Source organism: Nocardia sp. NPDC051030 (genome assembly GCF_040683015.1).
Lineage (GTDB): Bacteria > Actinomycetota > Actinomycetes > Mycobacteriales > Mycobacteriaceae > Nocardia.
Window position 1 is genome coordinate 752,982 of record NZ_JBFBCD010000001.1, and the last position, 20,304, is coordinate 773,285.

Sequence of the window (20,304 nt, forward strand, 5' to 3'; positions counted from 1 at the left end):
AAGTTCTCTTGGCTATCTATCCAGCCTGCCGACCGTGTTACATGGGCGCGCTCACACCCACCGGCCGAACCCTGGCCATCTTGCGATCCCTGCTGCTGAACACTCGGTCCAATCTACCGCCAGCCAGCAACCCAGAAACAATAAGCACCATAGCCTTTAGCTATCATGGCTTTTCGCGGCTTTCACCCCGCCCCACAAAGGTTTCAGGGAGTGAGATGCGACCTATCCCGAGCCGGATCGTATAGGTGCGACTGCGCGCAGTCGACCGAGTCCGCGAGGGCCTCCCCCACCAGAATCACGGCCGCTTGACGCAAGTTCGCCGACTCCACCCGATCGGCGATATCGGCGAGAGTCCCCCGCAGCACAAGCTGTTCGGGCTGACTGGCCCGATAGACCACCGCCACCGGACACCCCGCCCCGTAGTCGGCGACGAGCTCCTCGGCCAGTCCCCTGATCCGGGTGATAGCCAGATGCAATATGAGGGTGGCCCGAGTTCGCGCGAAATTCCCCAGCGCTTCAGACTCCGGCATCACGGTCGACCGAGCTTGCGTGCGCGTCAACACAACCGACTGCACCCGCTCCGGCACGGTGAGCTCGGCCCCCAGCAGCGCCGCCGCCGCCGCATAGGCCGGAACCCCCGGCGTCACGTCCCAGGGAATCCCCAGCGCATCCAACCGCCGCTTCTGCTCGGTGAGCGCCGAATATAAGGAGGGATCCCCCGAACACAGCCGAGCGACATCCTTCCCCTCCGCATGCGCCCGAGCACAGTGCTCGATGATCCCGTCCAGGTCGAGGCCCTGGGTATCAACCAGCTCGGCATCCGGCGCACAGTGCCCCAGCACCTCGGGATCCAAATACGTCCCCGCGAACAAACAGACAGGGGACTTCCGCAGGAGCCCCACGGCCCGCACGGTCAGCAAATCCGCCGCGCCCGGCCCAGCCCCGATGAAGTGCACTGTCATGCCGCGAGTCTAGGCAGCCCCGCCCCACCCCTCAGGCGGTGGCATCAAACGAGGAAATCACCTTCGTAGGCCGCAACCGCACCACCAGCTCCCCCGGCACCCCATTCCGCTTCCCGAACTCCTCGGCCCGATCAGCCCCCATATACCGCCCACCGATCTCGGTAGCGGTCCGCATCAACTCCCCAAGATCCTCCGAAACCTCGGCCACCCCCTGCACCTGCACCGACGCGTACGGCATCTCCTCCAAATCCACCACCAAACTCAACCGCGGATCCCGAGCGATCGCCTTCCCCTTGGCCGTCCCCTTCCCCGTGTTGAACACCAGCTCATCCCCCTCGACGATGAACCACACCGGCGTCACGACCGGCCGCCCATCAGCCGCCACGAACGCAACCTTCCCGGTACGAGTGCCTTCGGACAGAAACTCGCGCACGCGCGGATCAGACAAAGAGGCCATACGCACACCGTAGGACGCCGAATAACTGCCAGCCGCGCACCACACCGAGGCAGGAGCCAGGCCATGACACCCGACGACCAGGATCCCGGCCTCACAACCACCGAGTTCGAAACCATCGCGCACATAGTCGAGCGCGAGACCGAGGGGGTGCAGCTCGAGTACATCGCCGGTCGAATGAGCCGCAAGGCTTTGCCCGACGGAACCCACGGGCGAATCCTCATCTGGCTCTTGTTACTGCTCGTACCGTCCAGCCCGGGCCTGTTCCTTCATCTCGGCCAAGGGTTGAGGCTGGCCGCCTATCGCGATAGCCGAGCTCGCCCAGATGGTGTCGTAGCCCCGCTGGAGGCATTCGTAGGATGCGGAGAATGGGCGTCGCCCGAGGCAGTGGTGATGGCAGTCGAGGTGACCTCACGCGATTCCGACACCAACCAACGCGACCGGGTGGACAAACCACGCGCGTACGCGCAGTCCGGCATTCCCCTCTATCTGCTGATCGATCGAACTACCGCCGAAGTGATCGTGTACAGCGAACCGGACAGTCATCGCTATCAGCTGGAGTCCCGGTACGCCTTCGGACGTCCGGTCCCTCTACCGAAGCCCCTCGACATAACCCTCGACACGGCTCCCCTGCAGGATTGGGTCGACTGATCCGAGCCCGCGCGGCCATACGGCCACCTTGCGGCTCCGAATATCCGGTACCCACGCACCACACCGTGTCGGGGAAGTACCGCTTGACCCGCATACTTTAGGAATGACTGCGAGTCAGCCAGGAAGGAAGGACGCCGTGAGTGTCGCTCACGACCACACTTTCGGGCCATATACGGTCTACGACCTGGACGCGCTACCGGACGAGGGCAAGGGCTACGAGCTTGCCGACGGGTGGCTGATCCCTTTGTCGCCGAGTCCTAGGCACGACATGGCAGCCGACATCCTGCGAGATCGATTGCGCACCGCCGCACGAGCAGCCGAGGCCGAAGTCCATATCCAGGCCCCGATGGATATCTCGACGCCCGCCGGGGTCCGTAAACCGGATGTCGCCGTGATCGATCGAGACGCCGCCCGAGTCGCGCACGAAGCGAACATGCGCACCTTCTACGGCCACGACGTCCTGCTGGTCGCAGAGGTCGTTTCCCGCCGCAGCGGCAGCGAACCCGTCGACCGGGTCGACAAACTGCACGACTACGCCGCAGCAGGCATCGCCCAGTACTGGATCATCGACCTCGAGCCCCACCCCCAGATCGCCGTGCACACCCTGACGAACGGCGTCTACGGCAAGCCGACGAATGTGCAAGCGGGCGAGACCCTTCGAGTCGCGGCCCCGTTCCCGTTCACCCTCGACCCAGCCGATCTACTGGACCCCGACAACGCCTGGTGAACGGCGGCCACGGCCGCGACATCGGCCGGGCTGGGTCAGATCGCGCCGCGTTCGCGGGCGCGGGCTACTGCTGAGGTGCGGGATTTGACGCCTAGTTTTGCGTAGATGTGGACCAGGTGGGACTTCACTGTTGTTTCGCTCAGGAAGAGGCGTTTGCCTATTTCGCGGTTGGAGTGGCCGTCGGCTACGAGGCGGAGGACTTCGATTTCTCGGGCGCTCAGGGTGGTGTCGGGTTTGCGGACTCGGGTCATGAGGCGGGAGGCGACCGAGGGGGAGAGGACGCTTTCGCCCGCGGCGGCCGAGCGGACTGCCGCCAAGAGTTCCGAGGGTGGGGTGTCCTTGAGGATGTAGCCGCAGGCTCCTGCTTCGATGGCTCCGAGGATGTCGGCGTCGGTGTCGTAGTTGGTTACTACCAAGACATTTGGGGGTTTGGGGAGGTCTCGGACGGCGGCTGTGGCGTCTGCGCCGGACTTGCCGGGGCCGAAGCGGAGGTCCATGAGGACCAGGTCCACCGAGGTGGTGGAGCAGAAGGCCACGGCCTCTTCGGCGGTTGCCACCTCGCCGATCACTTCGATGTCTTCGCCGGAATCGCTTTCGGCCACACTGGAATCCAGAAGGGCGTGCAGGCCTGCCCGGACTATGGCGTGGTCGTCGGCGAGGAGGATGCGGATCATTGGTCCTCCAGGGGGAATGAGATGGCTACCGCGGTGTGGCCGGGTTCGGATTCGACATTCATCGTGCCGCCCTGCTGTTGGACACGGCTACGCATGGCGGTGAGACCGAAACTGCCGGAAGGGTTGTGGGCGAGGACGGCGGGGGCTATGCCTATGCCGTCGTCGACCACGTCCAGGTGTACGGCGTCGTCGGCGTAGGTGAGCGTGATGCGCATGCGCTGAGCTTGGGCGTGGCGCACCACATTCGAGACGGCGCTCTGAGCGATGCGGACCAGGGCGGCCTCGATCGGCATGGGCAGGCGTTGGGGGTCGCCTTCGACGAGAACCTGGGCGTCCAGGCCGGGGGCGGCGGCGCGCTGGGCGATTCGGGTCAGCGCACCGGCCAGGGATTGGCCCTCGAGGGCCGCGGGGGTGAGTTCGGCTATGAGCTGCCGGGTTTCGACGAGACTGTCGGCGGCCGTTTCGCGGGCCAGCCGAATCTTTTCCAGCGCAGGATGATCGGGGGCCGCGCGCTCCACGGCGTGCAGCAGGAGCTGAATACTGCTGAGGCCCTGGGCCACCGTGTCGTGGATCTCCTGCGCCAGGCGTTCGCGCTCGGCCATTTTGCCCGCGGTTCGCTCCTGTTCGGCGAGAGTGTTTCGGGTGGCGAGCAATTCGTCGATGAGGCGCTGGCGTTCACCGGCCTCGCGGAACAGCGCCTCGTAGCCGAGGCCGATGGCCACCGCCACCAGCGCGCCCAGCAGCGGGCCGATCACGCCGCCCAGCGACCAGCCGCCATGCGCCGCGAACCCGAACACCGACACCGCGGTCGTGGCGACGACCGCCAGCAGTCCCCAATAGCGCGGCAGCAGATGCAGATAGAGGAAGAACAGGCCGAACACCAGATACACCGCGTACGGACCGAAGAACACCAGCCCGAGCCAGAGCGCCGTCAGCAGTGCCAGCCACAACCGCGCGGCCGTCAGATTGCGGCGAAACCTGCCCCCGGTGAAGTAGACGCCGAGGAAGACACCCGCCAGCACGATCACCACGACGGGATGCGCGTCGGCCACCACGGCCCGCACCGCCACCACGCCCGTCAATGCCACCACCAGCACATGCAGACCCAGCTGCAAGGCGGAGAACACGGGTGTCAGGGCGGATCGATGCACGTCGACCAGCTTATGCCGGGCAACTCCGGCGGCATCCATCGAAAGTAGGAAACGCCGCACCTCCGTTGGCTGGTCCCCGATTCGTTCGGCGGCGCGATGGATTCGGGGCGGATCGGCGACAGAGTGTGAGTATGTTCGTCGCACTCCGGGATTTGCGGGCCGCCCGCGGCCGCTTCCTCCTCATCATGCTGGTGGTCACGCTGGTCGCGCTGCTGGTCAGCTTCCTCAGCGGCCTGACGGCCGGGCTGGCGCACCAGAATATTTCCGCCATCGAATCGCTGAAGACCGACACCGTGGTGTTCTCCGACAGCGGCTCCAAGGCCTCCTTCGATTCCTCCACCCTGAGCGAGGAGCAGGTGCAGGCCTGGCAGCGCACCGGCGGCACCGTCGACCCGATCGGCATCAGCCGCGCCCGGGCCACCCTCAATGGCTCCTCCCCCACCCAGGTCGCCCTGTTCGGGGTCGGCGGCACGCCGTTCGGCAATCGCACGGCAACCGAGCTGGGCAAGGTGATTCTCAGCAGCGCGGCCGCCAAGGACCTGAAGGCCGGGCCCGGCGACAATCTCGCACTCGGCTCCGGCAACTTCACCGTGCAAGGCGTGACCGGCGACGACTGGTATGCGCACACCCCCGTGGTGTGGATGACGCTCACCGACTGGCAGGCGCTCAACCCGCGCTCGGGCGCGGCCACGATCCTCGCGGTATCCGGCGTGGACGACGAGGCCACCGTGAACTTCGCCGCGCACACCACCACGACCAGCGCCAAGGGCTCGCTCTCGGCCATGAGCTCCTATCAGGCCGAGAACGGTTCGCTCACCCTCATGACGGTCATGCTGTTCGCCATCTCGGCCCTGGTGATCGGCGCGTTCTTCACGGTGTGGACGGTGCAGCGGCAGCCCGATATCGCCGTGCTGAAAGCCCTTGGCGCGACTACGGGTTCGCTGGTGCGGGATGCGTTGAGTCAAGCCTTGATCGTCTTGCTGATCGGTGTCGGCATCGGCGTCGGCGGCACGGTGATCGCCGGGCTGTTCATAGGCGACGCGGTGCCATTCATCCTCAGCCTGAGCACCACCCTCTTCCCCGCCGCCGCGCTGATCCTGCTCGGCCTGCTGGGCGCGGCCTTCGCCCTGCGCTTCCTCGCCACCACCGATCCCCTCACCGCCCTCAACCAGGCGCGCTGACCCAACTCTCTTGTCTCCCAGGAGTTCCGCGATGACCAACACCCTCACGGTCGCCGATCTGACCCTCACCTTCCCCGACGGCGCGGACCGCATCACCGCCCTCAACCGGGTGAACCTGCGAGTGCGCGGCGGCGAGATCGCAGCCATCACCGGCCCGTCCGGCTCCGGCAAATCCACCCTGCTGGCCGCCGTCTCCACCCTGCTGCGCCCCGACTCGGGCCGGATCGAACTCGAAACCGACAGTGGCACAGCCGATCTGTCCACCCTGAGCCGCCGCGACGCCGCCACCCTGCGCCGCGACGCCATCGGCATCGTCTTCCAGCAATCCAACCTGATCCCCGCACTCACCGCCCTGGAACAACTCGAAGCCATGGTGCACCTGGGCCAAACCTGGTTCGTCTCCCCCGCCCGACGCCGCGAAGTCCGTTCCCGCGCACGGGATCTCCTGGATGCCGTAGGACTCACCGGCCACGAGAACAAGCGCCCCGCCCAGCTCTCCGGCGGTCAGCGCCAGCGCGTGAACATCGCCCGAGCCCTCATGAACGACCCGTCCCTGCTGGTCATCGACGAGCCCACCAGCGCCCTGGACCAGGAGCGTGGCGCGGCCATCATCGACCTGATCGTCGGCATCGTCCGCGAACATCATGCGGCCACCCTGCTGGTCACCCACGATCGCGCGCATCTGCAGCACATGGATTCGGTGTACCGCATGGTGGACGGTGTGCTCACCCCCGAAAACGCCGTGGTCCCGGCCTGAGGTTCGGCGATCCGTTTTACTCAGCCGTGACGCGGGTGCACGCACGCGCCATACTGCTAGGCGAATCTGACTGCTGACACCCATCAGCCAGGAGGGACCACCAGTGGAATTCCACGTGCCGGTCATCGACATCACGCCGTATGTGTGCGACGGGAACGAAGAACAGTGCCGGGCGGTCGCCAAACAGCTCGACGAGGCGGCGCGAACGGTCGGTTTCATGCAGATCGTCGGGCACGGAGTGCCGCAACCCGTCCTCGACGGTTTCGCCGGTGCCCTGGATGCCTTCTTCGGGCTCGAGCTGGAGACGAAGCAGCGGTATCGGACGCCGCCCATCAGCAATCGGGGCTATTCGCCACCCAAGAGCGAGAGCCTGAGCTTGAGCCTCGGCGTCGAATCCGCGACACGCATGAACGATTTCTTCGAGGCATTCAATGTCGGAACCGCCCTCACCGACTACCCCGGCCTCGAACTGCCCGAGAACGACTACGCCGAAAACATTTGGCCACAAGAGGTTCCGGACTTCCGAGCACCCGTCGAGGCGTACTTCGCCGAAGCCGGTCGAGTCGCCCGCACCCTGACCCTCGCCTTCGCCGATGCCCTCGACCTGCCCGCCGGATACTTCCACGCCTTCACCGACCATTCCCTCGACGTACTGCGCATGAACAACTACGCCCTCCCGCCCGGCACCGTCGACCTCGACGGCGACCTCATCGGCATGGGCGAACACACCGACTACGGGATAGTCACCGTCCTGTGGGCGGATCAGGCCCCCGGCCTCCAGGTGCTCGGCTCCGACAGCAGGTGGCACGACGTACAGCCCGCCGATGGCGCACTGCTGGTGAACCTCGGTGACCTGATGGCGCGCTGGACCAATGAGCGCTGGCTCTCCACCATGCACCGGGTGAAGCCGCCCATCGTGAACGGGACCATTCAGCGCCGTCGCAGTGCGGCCTACTTCCACGACGGCAATATCGACGCGGTGATCGACACCCTCCCGTCCTGTGTCGGCGATGGCAGCAAATACGAGCCGGTCACCGTGGCCGACCACATTCGCACCAAGCTCGCCGGTTCCCGCCTCCTGCAACCGAACACCAAGGCCGGGCGCGAGGCCGCTCGCCTGCTGGCGGCAGCCGAGCCGCCACCTGGGCGCTACTGACACCCTCGACCGGAACCGCGAGAGCTAGTTCTTCACCCCGAGAGCGCGATTCAGGCGGGTGCGGACGGCTTGCAGTTCTTGTATGAGGACAGGTGGTTCATGAACCTCGAAGTCCGCGCCGAGTTCGAGTAGGCGGTGGGCGAACCACTCCGGGGAATCGTCTCGGTGCATTTCCAGGCGGCAGGTGGTGTCGTCGACGGCGGTGAGGTCTCCGGGGATTTCGCCGAGCTTGCCGGTGACCCGGGCGAGGGGAGCGTGGATGGTGATTCGGAAGCGCAATGTCGGTGTGCCCCAGTCGGTTCGCGCGCCGGTGACGTAGGCGGCGGGGTCTCGGGCGGGTAGTTCGCGCGGGGTGAAGCGGGCGCCGGTGGGGTGTGGGGCGGCTATGCGGTCCACTCGGAAGCTGCGCCAGTCATCGCGGTCGATATCGAAGGCGACCAGGTACCAGCGGCGGCGGTAGGGGACGACGCCCACCGGCTCGACATTGCGGCGGGTTTCCTCGGAGGACTCGGAGCGGTAGGCGAATCGGACCCGCTCGCGGTTGGTGATGGCGGCGGCGAGGGTGGTCAGGACCTCCGGATCGACCGGAGCGCCACCAGAGCTGGGTGCGATCGTCGCTGTGCCCAGCACGCGGACTCGGCGGCGCAGCTTGGCCGGGAGCACCTGCTCGAGTTTGGTGAGCGCCCGGACCGAGGCCTCCTCGATGCCCGCGATGGCCGATCCGGCCGCGGCGCGCAGGCCGATCGCAATGGCCACGGCTTCGTCATCGTCCACCAGAAGCGGAGGCATGGCAGCGCCCGCGACCAGGCGATAGCCGCCGGTCGCGCCCAGAGTGGCCTCCACCGGATAGCCGAGGTCGCGGAGGCGGTCCACATCGCGCCGGACCGTGCGGTCGGAGACACCGAGGCGGTCGGCCAGTTCGCTGCCGGGCCATTCCCGGGGTGTTTGCAGCAGGGATAGCAGCCGTAGGAGGCGTGCGGGTGTGTCGGTCATACCTCCGAACTCTCCCTTCCAACTAGGACCGGACCAGTCCTAGTTGCTTCCTAACGTAGTGGACGGATCGAATGCCAGACCTGAGGAGCCCCGATGAGCAACACCGCAATCCGCCCCTTCCGCATCGCCATCCCGCAATCCGACCTCGATGACCTGAACGATCGGCTGGAGCGCACCCGGTGGGCGGCGCAACTCCCCGGACAGGGATGGGATCGGGGCGTACCGGTGACGTATCTGAAGGAATTGGCGGAGTACTGGCGGCACGAATTCGACTGGCGGGCACAGGAAGCCGCGCTCAATCAGTTCCCGCAATTCATGACCGAGATCGGCGGCCTGAATGTGCACTTCCTGCACGTGCGCTCCCCCGAGCCGGACGCCCTGCCGCTCATCCTGACCCACGGTTGGCCGAACAGCTTCGTGGAATTCACCAAAACCATTCCACTGCTGACGAATCCGCGGGCGCACGGCCTGGACGACGCGCAGGCATTCCACGTTGTCATCCCCTCGGTCCCCGGGTTCGGCTTCTCCGAGGGCCCGCACGAAATGGGCATGAAGACGATCCGGGTGGCGCACATGTGGATCGAGCTCATGTCCCGCCTCGGCTACGACCGCTACGGCGTCCAGGGCGGCGACCTCGGCGCATATGTGGTGCAGGAGATGGCGATTGCCGCACCCGACCGCATAGTGGGCGTGCACATCGACGGCGGCATCGGCCTACCCACCGCGGCCGACGTCCCCACCATGACGCCCGATGAGCTCGCGGAGTGGGACCTCATGCAGAAATGGCAGTCCGGGGTGAATCACCATGTGCTGCTGCGCCAAGCGCCGCAGACCTTCGCGCACGGCTGGACGGATTCCCCGGTCGGCCTGCTGGGTTGGCTGGTACACAAGTTCAAAGAGTTCTCCCCGCTGGCGGACAACCTGGAAGACGCCGTCGACCGCGACCACCTGCTCACAAATACCGCCCTCTACTGGTTCACCAACACGGCCGCCAGCTCGTCGTGGCCCATGTACAACGGTCTCGGTGACGACGGTTTCACCTGGCCCAAGGGCCAGAAACTCGTCCCGGTGGGCGTCTACAGCGGCGGCTCGGCCCTCATGCGCCGACTGGCCGACCGCGACAACCTCATCGCCCACTGGCCGGAAGGCAATACGGGCAACCACTTCCTGGCCATGGACGTCCCCGAGGCGCACGCCGCCGACATCCGCACTTTCTTCGCCAGTCTCCAGCAATGAGGCGACACTGGATCTATGGCACAGCCTGATCGGATATTCGCGCATGAGCCGCACCACCGTAGGCGGCCGTTCACGATGCTGACGCAGCAGTTCTTCGCGGAGCTACCACTTGCCGACGCAGGACTACGCGAACAGCTGGCCGCGGCGCTGACCGAAACTACAGACGATGCATAGAGTCGACATCTTTATTGACCGATCGTTCTAGTTAAGCGTAGCGTCCTCGTTATGGCGAGGACCAAGGAGTTCGATCCGGACATCGTGTTGCAGCGCGCACTCGAGCTCTTCTGGGAACGCGGGTATGAGGCGACATCGATGTCCGATCTGGTCGAGCATCTCGGCATTGCCAAGGCCAGCATCTATGCGACCTTCGGGAGCAAGCAGGACTTCTATGCCAAGGCGCTCCAGCGCTACCTGGACACCACCGATCCGAAGATCATGACGGAGCTCTCCCAGCCCGGCCCGGTACTGCCCGCGGTGCGAGCGCTGGTGCACCGCTATGTGACCGAGGCCTCGCACGACCAGCAGCATCGGGGCTGCATGGTAGTGAACAGCGCCGTCGAACTCGCCGCCCGCGACGGGGGCGTGGCACGACTGGTGGAAGCCAGCTGGGCCTTCCTGGAGACAACCTTGGCCGCCGCACTCACCCGAGCCCAGGCGCAAGGCGAACTGCCCGAGAACGCCGAGCCACGCGAGCTGGCCCGCTTCCTGCTGGTCTTCTTCCAGGGCGTCCGCGTCCTGGGCCGCGCACCGAATAATGCCGCGCGCCTGCAGGATGCGGCCCGTGTGGCCGTATCAGTGCTCGGCTGAGCAACTTTCGCGCGCACCGACGGGCGCACTCTCAGAACTCAATTCAGGACTGATCATTCTCGAACTATGAGGATTCAATGGAAGAGGGAAGCCTCGTCATGAGCGCGCAGTTCGAAGACAAGGTCGTGCTGATCACTGGCGGCGCGGGAGTCATTGCGGGCGCGACCGCGCAGGCGTTCGCCGATCTGGGGGCCACGGTGGTGCTGGCGGGACGCGATCCAGAGCAGCTTGCCAAGGCTGCCGGGGACATTCGCACCGGCAGCGGCAAGATCGATTGGGTAACAGCCGATGTCACCGACAGCGTGCAGGTCGCGGCCATGGTCGGCGAGGTGGTGCACAGGCACGGCGGGCTGCATGTCGCGTTCAACAACGCCGGGATCTTCGGCGGCAGCGCGCCGGTCGGGGATCTGGACGAAAATGTTTGGCGAACAGTGCTGGACGTCAACCTCACCGGCATCTTCCTGTCGATGAAGCACGAAATCGCCCATATGCGCACCAATGGCGGTGGAGCCATTGTGAATATGTCGTCCAATATCGGCCCGCACGGCCGCCGCCCGGGGATGGCCGCATACTCCGCATCCAAGGCCGCGGTCAGCGTGCTCACCCAGACCGCCGCCCGCGACCATATCGGCGAGGGCATTCGCATCAATGCCGTCAGCCCCGGTGCCAGCGATACACCTATGTCCTTCCGGCCCGGTGAAACTCGAGAGGATCGGGACGCCCGCGTCAAGACGGCCGTCCCCGCCGGACGCGTCGGCGACCCCGCCGAAGTAGCGGCCGCCGTGGTGTGGCTGGCCTCGGACGCGGCCAGTTTCGTGGTCGGCCACGATCTGGTGGTGGATGGCGGAGCCACCGCCTGAGTAACCTCACCGAGCGGAATTGCGGGCTGCGCGCAGAATGGCAGTGGGTTGTTGAACCGGTAGACACGTTCCCGTCATCTGATGCGAATAGTGTGCTGGGAATTCGCAGTTCGCGGTCGAGGAGCAGACGCGATGAGGGATACTTTGCCCAATAAGAATCAGGTCCTGCAAGCATGTCGGGGGACTGGATTTCCGGGACATCCGCTATTACGCGCGGCTCATGATCTCACGGAACTACACGAGCGCCGATTGGGCGCGTCTGTGGAACTAGCCGTCGAATTGGATACGCGCCGAACCGATTTGGTGCATCAGATCGACTGCTGGGTCACGGCCGCGTTACCGCCTTCTCACGGGGCGGCCCGCGTTCACACCGAAACTCTCGGAGCAGTAATAGACCGATTGGCATTGTTGACGGCGCATGCCTATGCCGCCCTCGCCCATGCCACCGGTCAGGAGCTGGCGATGGTATGGGAGAACCTGGCCGAATTGGCCGTCGGCTATGAGGATTTGGCGTCCGAGGTCTGCACCGGCCGCAGACGCCTACCCGGTACTCATTGACCTGCTCCTCATTTACGCAGGTGCGGCGGCTGCTGCGCGGCATACCAGTCCAGCAGTTCAGGGGCGTCCACGGCCGTGGGCGCCACCACCCGGGCCACTTCCGCACCCTGGAACAGCTTCTTGATCGGCACTTCCAGCTTCTTTCCGGTGCGAGTGTGCGGAATGCCGGGGGCTTCGATGATTTCGTCCGGCACATGCCGCGGCGAGACCTCGGTGCGGATGGTCGAATTGATCCGCTGTTTCAGCTCATCGGTCAGTTCCGCTCCGGGTGACAGCACAATGAACAGCGGCATCCAGTAGCCGCCGTCGGGCTGTTCGGACCCGATCACCAGCGCCTCGGCGATCTCGGGAAGGCTTTCCACCGCTTGGTAAATATCGGCACTGCCCATGCGGATGCCTTGACGATTCAAGGTCGAATCCGAACGCCCGTGCACGATGATGCTGCCGTGGCCGGTAATGGTGATCCAGTCGCCGTGCCGCCAGACGCCGGGGAACATGTCGAAATAGGCATCGTGATATCGGGAGCCGTCGGGGTCATTCCAGAACTTCACCGGCATGGAAGGCATGGGCTTGGTGATGACCAATTCGCCCACTTCATTTCGTACCGGTCGGCCGGATTCATCCCAGGCGTCGAGAGCCACGCCCAGGTAAGGAGCCGAGAGCTCGCCGGGCCAGACGGGAACAGTGCGAACACCGCCGATGAACGCGGACACCACATCGGTGCCCCCGCTGATCGAGGCGACCGGAACATGCTCACCCACATTGTCGCGCAACCATAGTGACGACGACGGCGGCAGCGACGAGCCGGTAATACCGACCAGTCGCAATGCCGACAGATCGTGATCGCGACGCGGAATCGAACCGGCCTTCGCACACACGAGCACATATCCGGGGCTGGTCCCGACAACCGTCGCCCCGGCGCGCGCGGCCATCGACCACAGCGCATCGGTGGTAGGAGCCGACGGACTGCCGTCATAGCAAACGATCGTCGCCCCCACCAGCAGCCCGGCGACCTGGAAATTCCACATCATCCAGCTCGGGCTGGTGTACCAGAAGAACGTGTCCTGAGGACCGATATCCGATTGCAGCGCAACGGCTTTGAGATGCTCGAGCAGCACGCCACCGTGACCGTGGACGATACCCTTGGGCTTGCCTGTGGTCCCGGACGAGTACAGCACCCACAACGGATGGTCGAAATCCACGGGCTCCGTGTCGATTCCGGTGTCGGACTGTTCGATCCGCAGGCCGTCCCACGAAACGACATCGGGCAGACTTCCGCCGAGCCGCGACACCAGCACAGTGGCCGCCAGCGAAGGCAGCCCCGCCCGCAGCGCGTCGACATCGCCCGTCTTGTCATGGACCTTGCCACCGAACCGATACCCGTCGGCGGCGACCAGCACCTTGGGCTCCAACTGCCCCAGCCGATCCAGCGCGGCCTGCGCGGAATAGTCCTGCCCGCAAGCACTCCAGATCGCACCGATACTCGCGGTGGCCAGGAAGGCGATCACGGCCTGCGGGATATTCGGCAGGTATCCGGCAACCCGGTCGCCGGGACCGACACCGAGCTCACGCAGCGTGCGGGCAAAGGCCGCGGTGGTCCCGATCAGCTCGGCCCAGGAGATCTCACCGATGCTCCCGTCTTCATCGATGGCCAGAATCGCGGGCCGGTCGGTACGGGCCTGCCGCACAATCTGATCGACATAGTTCACCCGAGTCCCCGGGAACCACTGCGCCCCGGGCATTTCCGGCGAGGCCAGCACCTCCCCCGCCCGCTCACCGAGCTCGAAGTAATCCCACACCGCACCCCAGAACCCCGGCAGGTCGTCCACCGACCATTGCCACAACGCCTGATAGTCCGGTGCGCTCACCCCGGTGGTCTTCTCCGCGAATCGAGCAAAGTCCGTGACCCGTGCCCCGGCGATATCCGCCTCGGTAGGCGTCCACTGTGGTTCCACCGCAATACCTCCTACGAGGCGAAGCCCGCGCCGTCGGCGTTCTTCGCCCGCTGCACGATTCGCTCCGCGTGCCGGATGACCGGCGCATCGACCATTCGACCTTCGAAGGTGAAAACCCCTCGATGGTTCGGCACTTCCGCCAAAAGCCTTTCCGCCCAGTCGACTTCCTCGGCGACAGGCGCGTACGCACGGCGGATCACCGGCACCTGACTGGGATGAATCGCGACCTTGGCATCGAAGCCGATGGCCACCGCATCCGAGGACTCGGCCGCCAGGCCATCCAGGTCGGAGATATTCAAGTACACCGAGTCGAGCGCGAACTTCCCGTAAGCCTTTGCTGCCAAAAGAGATTGGGACCTCACATGCCGCGCCACATCCCGGTAGCCACCATCGGCATGACGACTCGAGTTGCCACCGAGCGCGGCCACCAGATCCTCCGCACCCCACATGACGCCGATGGCATTGCGCACCATGACGGCCCGACCCACGGCCAGCGCACCGAGCGGCGACTCGATGAGCGCGATCACCTCGTAGTCGGCCAGCCGCGTAATCTGTTCGGCGGACTCACATTTGGGCAGCATGATCCGCCGATACTCGGTCCGCATCAAGGCATCCAGATCGAGCATGTGCTCGAGCGTCCCCGCCGCATTGACCCGCACCACGGTGCGTTCCGGATCCAGCGGATTAGCGATCAAAGCGGTTCGCGCGGCGGCCTTATCGGCCTCGGCGACCCCGTCCTCCAGGTCGATGATCACCACATCGGCGGCCGCCAGCGCCTTCCCGTACCGCTCGGGCCGATCGGCCGGGCAGAACAGCCACGCGGGTCCGGGCATTTCCCAGCTCATACCGGTTTCTTTCTGACCAGAGTCTTGCGCAGCGCCGTGGCAACCACCTCGCCGTGCTGATTACGCCCCGTATGCGCCAGGCTCACAATGCCTTCTCCCGGACGGCTCTTGGATTCCCGCAGCTCGGTGATCACGGTCTCCGCATACAGCGTGTCCCCGTGGAAAAGCGGCTTCGGAAACGCGATTTCGGAGAACCCGAGGTTTCCCACGATGGTCCCCTGGGTCAGCTGCGCCACCGATAGTCCGACCAGCGTCGACAGCGTGAACATCGAATTCACCAGCCGCTGATTGAACGGCGGCAGCGCATCCGCGAACGCCGCATCCAGGTGTAGCGCCTGCGTATTCATGGTCAGCGTCGTGAACAGCACATTGTCGGCCTCGGTAATGGTGCGCCCCGGCCGGTGCTCGTACACCACATCGGTCTCGAACTCCTCGAACCAGAGTCCGCGCTGCACAATCCGCCTCGGGGCGGCGTCACTCGTAGTCACAAACCCAGCTCCCGCCCGATCAGCATCAACTGCACCTCCGTGGTGCCCTCACCGATTTCCAGGATCTTGCTGTCGCGATAGTGCCGCGCCACAGCATATTCGTTCATGAAGCCGTAGCCGCCGAAAACCTGGGTGGCGTCGCGAGCATTGTCCATGGCGGCCTCACTCGCGACGAGCTTGGCGATGGCGGCCTGCTTCTTGAAGGGCTTCCCGGCGAGCATGAGCGCGGCCGCGTCGTAGTAGGCGGTGCGGGCCACGTGGGCGCGCATCTCCATGCGGGCGATCTTGAAGGCAACGGCCTGATTCGCGCCGATCGGGCGACCGAAGGCCTCCCGTTCCTTGGCGTAGCGGACGCTCTCGTCCACACAGCCCTGCGCGGCCCCGACGGACAGGGCGGCAATGGCGATTCGCCCCTCATCGAGAATCCGCAGGAAGTTGGCGTAACCGCGGCCGGGCTCGCCCAGCAGGTTCTCCGTGGGCACCCGAACATCGGTGAAGCTCAGCGGATGCGTATCGGACGCATGCCAGCCGACCTTGTTGTAGGCGGGCTCGGCCACGAAACCGGGGGTATCGGTCGGCACCAGGATCGTGGAGATGTCCTTCTTGCCGTCGGTGGTCCCGGTCACGGCGGTGACGGTCACCAGACGAGTGATATCCGTACCGGAGTTGGTGATGAACTGCTTGCTGCCATTGATGATCCAGCTGTCACCATCGCGCACCGCGGTGGTCCGCGTGCCACCCGCGTCACTACCGGCCCCCGGCTCGGTGAGCCCAAATGCCGCCAGCGACCGCCCACTGGTCAACTGCGGCAGCCACTCCTGCTTCTGGGCCGCATTGCCGAACCGGTAGATCGGCATGGCCCCCAGCGAAACTCCCGCTTCGAGGGTGATGGCCACACTCTGATCAACCTTGCCGAGCTCCTCGAGGGCCAGACACAGCGCGAAGTAATCGCCACCCATGCCGCCGAACTCCTCCGGGAACGGCAGCCCGAACAGCCCCATATCCGCCATGCCCTCGACCACCTTGTACGGGAAGGTGTGGTCGGCATCGTGCTTGGCGGCGACCGGGGCCACCACCTGATTCGCGAAATCGCGGACGGTGAGGGCGAGTTCGCGGTACTCGTCCGGCAGCGTGCCGGTGGACAGGAAGTCGGTCATGAGCGGTTGTTCTCCTCGGAATCAGCGGTCAAGATCCGGGCCAGCGGCTGGTCCAAACGGACCTGCGCACCCGGTGCGACGAGTAGCTCGACACGTCCGGCAATGGGCGCGGTGAGCGCGTGCTCCATCTTCATGGCCTCCACCACCACAATCGGTGCGCCCGCGGCGACCAGGGCACCGGATTCGACCGGCGTGGCAATGACGGAACCCGGCATGGGACTGGTGATCTCGGCATCGCCGACATGCTCACCGCCGCCGCGAATATCGGCCTCGGCGACCTTGCGCAGCTGAGCGACGCCGGAGCGATCGGCGACCCACAACTGATCCGCACCGGCGGCCACGCGTGCCTTGGTACGCAGACCGTTCAGCGTCAGGGTCAGCCATTCGCCGTCGAGATCGGCGGTCAGCGTGAACTTTTCGCCGTCCTCGAGCCAGGCGGTCGCCGCGGCGGGCGTGCCGGTCAGGGAAACATGCGAGGTGCGGTCGCCGCCGATGAGCCGGAAGACGGTCGGTGCCGTCTCACCCAGCCGCCAACCCGAGGGCACGGCCCACGGATCACCGTGCGCCACAGGCCACTGCCGCAGCCAGAGGTAGACGGCCGCGGCACTGAACTGCGCATCGGTCACCGGTGCGGGCGTGAAGAATTCGGCCCGGCGGTCAAGCAATCCAGTATCGAGCGCCCCCGCCTGCACATCCGGATCGGCGAGCAGGAAGCGCAGGAAGTCTGTATTGGTCCGCACCCCGAGCACCTGCGTATCCCGCAGCGCCGCATCCAGTTTCGCAATAGCGCTGCCGCGATCCGACGCGTACGCAATGACCTTCGACAGCATCGGGTCGTAATCCGAGCCGACCACCGTCCCGGCCCGCAGCCCCGAATCGACCCGCACGCCAACGCCTTCCGGCTCGGACAATGCCAGCACGGTGCCACCGGTGGGCAGGAAGTCCCGCCCCGGATCCTCGGCGTAGACGCGCGCCTCGATGGCATGCCCCGTCAGCCGAATATCCTCCTGGCTGACCGCGAGCTTCTGCCCGGCCGCAATCCGCACCTGGCATTCGACCAGGTCCACGCCGGTGACCAGTTCGGTGACCGGATGTTCCACCTGGAGCCGGGTATTCATCTCCATGAAGAAGAATTCGTCGGGCTGATCGGCGGAAACGATGAACTCGACCGTGCCCGCACCCACATAGTCCACGCTGCGCGCGGTATTGCAGGCGGCAGCACCGATCCGAGCCCGCGTCTTCGCATCCAGCAGCGGCGAGGGGGCTTCCTCGATCACCTTCTGATGGCGGCGTTGCAGACTGCACTCGCGCTCACCCAGGTGCAGTACCTGGCCGAACCCGTCGGCGAGGATCTGCACTTCGATGTGCCGGGGACGGCTGACGAAGCGTTCCAGGAACAGCGTGTCGTCACCGAAGGCGGCACCGGCCTCGCGCCGTGCGCTGACCAGGGCATCGGGCAGCAGCGCCGGATCGTCGACCCGGCGCATACCCTTACCGCCGCCACCCGCGGACGGCTTGACCAGCACCGGATACCCGATTTCCACTGCGGCATCGATCAATTCGGCGTCGGTGAGCCCCGGCCGCGCGATGCCCGGCACCACGGGTACGCCATACGCGGCGACCGCGGTCTTGGCCGCGATCTTGTCGCCCATGATCTCGATGGCCCGCACGGGCGGACCCAGGAACACGATCCCCGCATCCTCCAAGGCGGCCGCGAAGGCCGAATTCTCGGACAGGAAGCCGTATCCGGGGTGCACGGCCTGCGCGCCCGAGCGCACGGCGGCATCCACCACCTTCTCGATGCTCAGGTACGACTCGCGCGCCGGGGCCGGTCCGAGCCGCACCGCGACATCCGCCTCGTGCACGTGACGCGCGTCGACATCGGCATCGCTGTACACCGCGACCGACCGAATTCCCATGGCCCGCAAGGTGCGAATCACCCGCACCGCGATCTCACCGCGATTGGCCACCAGCACCGTATCGAACGCGACAGCCTGCGCTTTGTTCATCATGTTCATCACATCCGGAAGACGCCGTAGGAGACGGGCTCGAGCGGGGCCTGCGCACAGACCGAAAGCGCCAGGCCCACAATTGTTCTGGTGTCCGCCGGGTCGATCACGCCATCGTCCCAGAGCCGGGCCGTCGAGTAGTACGGATTGCCCTGCGCCTCATACTGATCGCGGATCGGAGCCTTGAACGCCTCCTGATCCTCGGCGGACCAAGGCTTGCCGTTCCCGTCCAGCTGATCCCCGCGCACGGTGGCCAGGACGGACGCCGCCTGCTCTCCACCCATGACGGAGATCCGCGCATTCGGCCACATCCACAGGAAGCGAGGCGAATACGCCCGCCCGCACATGGAGTAGTTGCCCGCACCGTAGGAACCGCCGATCACCACGGTCAGCTTCGGCACCCGCGCGCAAGCCACCGCAGTGACCATCTTCGCGCCATGCTTGGCAATGCCACCGGCTTCGTAGTCGCGCCCGACCATGAACCCGGTGATGTTCTGCAAGAACAGCAACGGAATGCTCCGCTTATCGCAGAGCTCGATGAAATGCGCGCCCTTCATGGCGGATTCGCTGAACAGGACGCCATTATTGGCGACGATGCCGACCGGGTGCCCGTGGATGTGTGCGAACCCGGTGACCAGCGTCCGCCCATATTCGGACTTGAACTCCTGGAATTCGCCGCCGTCCACAATGGTGGTGATGACTTCCCGGACGTCGTAGGGCGTGCGGAGATCGACGGGCACGATGTCGTACAGATCATCCTGCGGCGCAATGGGATCCACCGTGGGCCTGACCTCCCACGGGGTGACCGTCTTCGGGCCGAGCGTCGCGACGATATTGCGCACGATGCGCAGCGCGTCCTGATCGCTCTCGGCCAGATGATCGGTGACACCGGAAGTGCGCGAATGCAAGTCGCCGCCGCCCAGTTCCTCGGCGGTGACCACCTCGCCGGTGGCGGCCTTCACCAGCGGCGGGCCGCCCAGGAAGATGGTGCCCTGATTGCGGACGATCACATTCTCGTCCGACATGGCGGGCACGTAGGCCCCGCCCGCCGTGCAGGAACCCATGACGGCGGAAATCTGCGCGATCCCCTTGGCGCTCAGGTTCGCCTGGTTGTAGAAGATGCGGCCGAAATGCTCCCGGTCCGGGAACACCTCGTCCTGATGCGGGAGGTGCGCGCCGCCGGAATCGACCAGGTAGACGCACGGCAGATTGTTCTGCAATGCCACTTCCTGTGCCCGCAGATGCTTCTTGACGGTCGTCGGGTAGTAGGTCCCGCCCTTGACCGTGGCGTCATTGGCGATGACCACGCATTCGCGCCCCGACACCCGCCCGATGCCGCCGATCACACCCGCCCCCGGGCACTCGTCCCCGTACAGCCCGGTGGCCGCCAGCGGCGACAGCTCCAGAAATGGACTTCCCGGATCGAGCAGTTGATCCACCCGCTGCCTGGGCAGCAGCTTCCCGCGCGCGAGATGCCGCTCCCGCGCCTTCTCCGGCCCGCCCAGCGCATTCACCGCCAGCCGCCCACGCAGCTCCTCGACCAGCGCAAGGTGTGCCGCCCGGTTGCCGGTGCGCACGTCCCCAGTCAGGGTCATCGCCTCATCCTGCTCGCTCGGTTAATCACCAATAACTGGAATTTAAGATAATCTTCACTAACTGAGTTGTCCAGGACCTGGAGAGAGG

The 20,304-nt window shown here is 65.7% G+C and carries 21 protein-coding genes; 10 read left to right on the forward strand and 11 right to left on the reverse strand.

Annotated features, from left to right (window positions below; translation table 11 throughout):
• Window positions 1-203: 203 nt before the first annotated feature.
• Window positions 204-962, reverse strand: a complete 759-nt coding sequence (cobM, locus tag AB0N05_RS03270; RefSeq protein ID WP_364686946.1) for a precorrin-4 C(11)-methyltransferase — start codon at window positions 960-962, stop codon at window positions 204-206.
• 31 nt (window positions 963-993) lie between these two features.
• Window positions 994-1,419 (reverse strand): PPOX class F420-dependent oxidoreductase, encoded by a 426-nt coding sequence (locus AB0N05_RS03275; RefSeq protein WP_364686948.1) that lies wholly within the window; start codon window positions 1,417-1,419, stop codon window positions 994-996.
• A gap of 63 nt (window positions 1,420-1,482) precedes the next feature.
• Between AB0N05_RS03275 and AB0N05_RS03280 the strand changes: the two genes are divergently transcribed.
• Together AB0N05_RS03280 and AB0N05_RS03285 are read left to right on the forward strand one after the other, a co-directional pair.
• On the forward strand, window positions 1,483-2,067 hold the full coding sequence (locus AB0N05_RS03280) for a Uma2 family endonuclease (protein ID WP_364686950.1): 585 nt from the start codon (window positions 1,483-1,485) through the stop codon (window positions 2,065-2,067).
• Window positions 2,068-2,203: 136 nt separating this feature from the next.
• Window positions 2,204-2,794: a Uma2 family endonuclease gene (locus AB0N05_RS03285; protein ID WP_364686952.1), complete on the forward strand. Its 591-nt coding sequence runs from the start codon at window positions 2,204-2,206 to the stop codon at window positions 2,792-2,794.
• A 35-nt stretch (window positions 2,795-2,829) separates the two neighbouring features.
• Here the strand turns inward: AB0N05_RS03285 and AB0N05_RS03290 are convergent, their stop codons facing one another.
• Together AB0N05_RS03290 and AB0N05_RS03295 are read right to left on the reverse strand one after the other, a co-directional pair.
• Window positions 2,830-3,468 carry a response regulator transcription factor gene (locus tag AB0N05_RS03290; protein WP_364686954.1) on the reverse strand — a complete coding sequence of 213 codons (639 nt, stop codon included), beginning with the start codon at window positions 3,466-3,468 and terminating at the stop codon, window positions 2,830-2,832.
• Window positions 3,465-4,619 (reverse strand): sensor histidine kinase, encoded by a 1,155-nt coding sequence (locus tag AB0N05_RS03295; RefSeq protein ID WP_364686956.1) that lies wholly within the window; start codon window positions 4,617-4,619, stop codon window positions 3,465-3,467. The genes AB0N05_RS03290 and AB0N05_RS03295 overlap by 4 nt, the downstream gene beginning before the upstream one ends.
• A gap of 131 nt (window positions 4,620-4,750) precedes the next feature.
• Between AB0N05_RS03295 and AB0N05_RS03300 the strand changes: the two genes are divergently transcribed.
• From AB0N05_RS03300 to AB0N05_RS03310, 3 genes are all read left to right on the forward strand, one after another.
• Window positions 4,751-5,800 (forward strand): ABC transporter permease, encoded by a 1,050-nt coding sequence (locus AB0N05_RS03300; RefSeq protein WP_364686958.1) that lies wholly within the window; start codon window positions 4,751-4,753, stop codon window positions 5,798-5,800.
• 31 nt (window positions 5,801-5,831) lie between these two features.
• Window positions 5,832-6,557: an ABC transporter ATP-binding protein gene (locus tag AB0N05_RS03305; protein WP_364686960.1), complete on the forward strand. Its 726-nt coding sequence runs from the start codon at window positions 5,832-5,834 to the stop codon at window positions 6,555-6,557.
• A gap of 103 nt (window positions 6,558-6,660) precedes the next feature.
• Window positions 6,661-7,713 carry a 2-oxoglutarate and iron-dependent oxygenase domain-containing protein gene (locus AB0N05_RS03310; protein WP_364686962.1) on the forward strand — a complete coding sequence of 351 codons (1,053 nt, stop codon included), beginning with the start codon at window positions 6,661-6,663 and terminating at the stop codon, window positions 7,711-7,713.
• Window positions 7,714-7,737: 24 nt separating this feature from the next.
• On the opposite strand, the gene AB0N05_RS03315 is transcribed toward AB0N05_RS03310, so the two are convergent.
• The gene (locus AB0N05_RS03315; RefSeq protein WP_364686964.1) at window positions 7,738-8,706 is read right to left on the reverse strand and encodes a YafY family protein; all 969 of its coding nucleotides are present in this window, start codon (window positions 8,704-8,706) and stop codon (window positions 7,738-7,740) included.
• Window positions 8,707-8,799: 93 nt separating this feature from the next.
• On the opposite strand from AB0N05_RS03315, the gene AB0N05_RS03320 reads away from it, so the two are divergent.
• From AB0N05_RS03320 to AB0N05_RS03340, 5 genes are all read left to right on the forward strand, one after another.
• Window positions 8,800-9,942 carry an epoxide hydrolase gene (locus tag AB0N05_RS03320; RefSeq protein ID WP_364686966.1) on the forward strand — a complete coding sequence of 381 codons (1,143 nt, stop codon included), beginning with the start codon at window positions 8,800-8,802 and terminating at the stop codon, window positions 9,940-9,942.
• A 15-nt stretch (window positions 9,943-9,957) separates the two neighbouring features.
• Window positions 9,958-10,116, forward strand: a complete 159-nt coding sequence (locus tag AB0N05_RS03325) for a hypothetical protein (protein WP_364686968.1) — start codon at window positions 9,958-9,960, stop codon at window positions 10,114-10,116.
• Between the two features lie 51 nt (window positions 10,117-10,167).
• Window positions 10,168-10,749 carry a TetR family transcriptional regulator gene (locus AB0N05_RS03330; protein WP_364686970.1) on the forward strand — a complete coding sequence of 194 codons (582 nt, stop codon included), beginning with the start codon at window positions 10,168-10,170 and terminating at the stop codon, window positions 10,747-10,749.
• 98 nt (window positions 10,750-10,847) lie between these two features.
• Window positions 10,848-11,609, forward strand: a complete 762-nt coding sequence (locus AB0N05_RS03335; protein ID WP_364686972.1) for an SDR family oxidoreductase — start codon at window positions 10,848-10,850, stop codon at window positions 11,607-11,609.
• Window positions 11,610-11,741: 132 nt separating this feature from the next.
• The gene (locus tag AB0N05_RS03340) at window positions 11,742-12,167 is read left to right on the forward strand and encodes a DUF4254 domain-containing protein (protein WP_364686974.1); all 426 of its coding nucleotides are present in this window, start codon (window positions 11,742-11,744) and stop codon (window positions 12,165-12,167) included.
• A gap of 8 nt (window positions 12,168-12,175) precedes the next feature.
• Here the strand turns inward: AB0N05_RS03340 and AB0N05_RS03345 are convergent, their stop codons facing one another.
• Genes AB0N05_RS03345 through AB0N05_RS03370 form a run of 6 tightly spaced genes read right to left on the reverse strand, consistent with a single transcriptional unit; the run spans window position 12,176 to window position 20,216 of the window.
• Window positions 12,176-14,122 (reverse strand): acetoacetate--CoA ligase, encoded by a 1,947-nt coding sequence (locus AB0N05_RS03345; RefSeq protein ID WP_364686976.1) that lies wholly within the window; start codon window positions 14,120-14,122, stop codon window positions 12,176-12,178.
• A gap of 11 nt (window positions 14,123-14,133) precedes the next feature.
• The gene (locus AB0N05_RS03350) at window positions 14,134-14,967 is read right to left on the reverse strand and encodes a CoA ester lyase (protein ID WP_364686978.1); all 834 of its coding nucleotides are present in this window, start codon (window positions 14,965-14,967) and stop codon (window positions 14,134-14,136) included.
• The gene (locus AB0N05_RS03355; protein WP_364686980.1) at window positions 14,964-15,455 is read right to left on the reverse strand and encodes a MaoC family dehydratase; all 492 of its coding nucleotides are present in this window, start codon (window positions 15,453-15,455) and stop codon (window positions 14,964-14,966) included. The genes AB0N05_RS03350 and AB0N05_RS03355 overlap by 4 nt, the downstream gene beginning before the upstream one ends.
• Window positions 15,452-16,612, reverse strand: coding sequence for an acyl-CoA dehydrogenase family protein (locus AB0N05_RS03360; RefSeq protein WP_364686982.1), 1,161 nt, complete (start codon window positions 16,610-16,612; stop codon window positions 15,452-15,454). Before AB0N05_RS03360 ends, AB0N05_RS03355 begins: the two co-directional genes overlap by 4 nt.
• Window positions 16,609-18,624, reverse strand: a complete 2,016-nt coding sequence (locus AB0N05_RS03365; RefSeq protein WP_364686984.1) for an acetyl/propionyl/methylcrotonyl-CoA carboxylase subunit alpha — start codon at window positions 18,622-18,624, stop codon at window positions 16,609-16,611. Before AB0N05_RS03365 ends, AB0N05_RS03360 begins: the two co-directional genes overlap by 4 nt.
• 5 nt (window positions 18,625-18,629) lie before the next feature.
• On the reverse strand, window positions 18,630-20,216 hold the full coding sequence (locus AB0N05_RS03370; RefSeq protein WP_364686986.1) for a carboxyl transferase domain-containing protein: 1,587 nt from the start codon (window positions 20,214-20,216) through the stop codon (window positions 18,630-18,632).
• Between the last annotated feature and the right edge of the window lie 88 nt (window positions 20,217-20,304).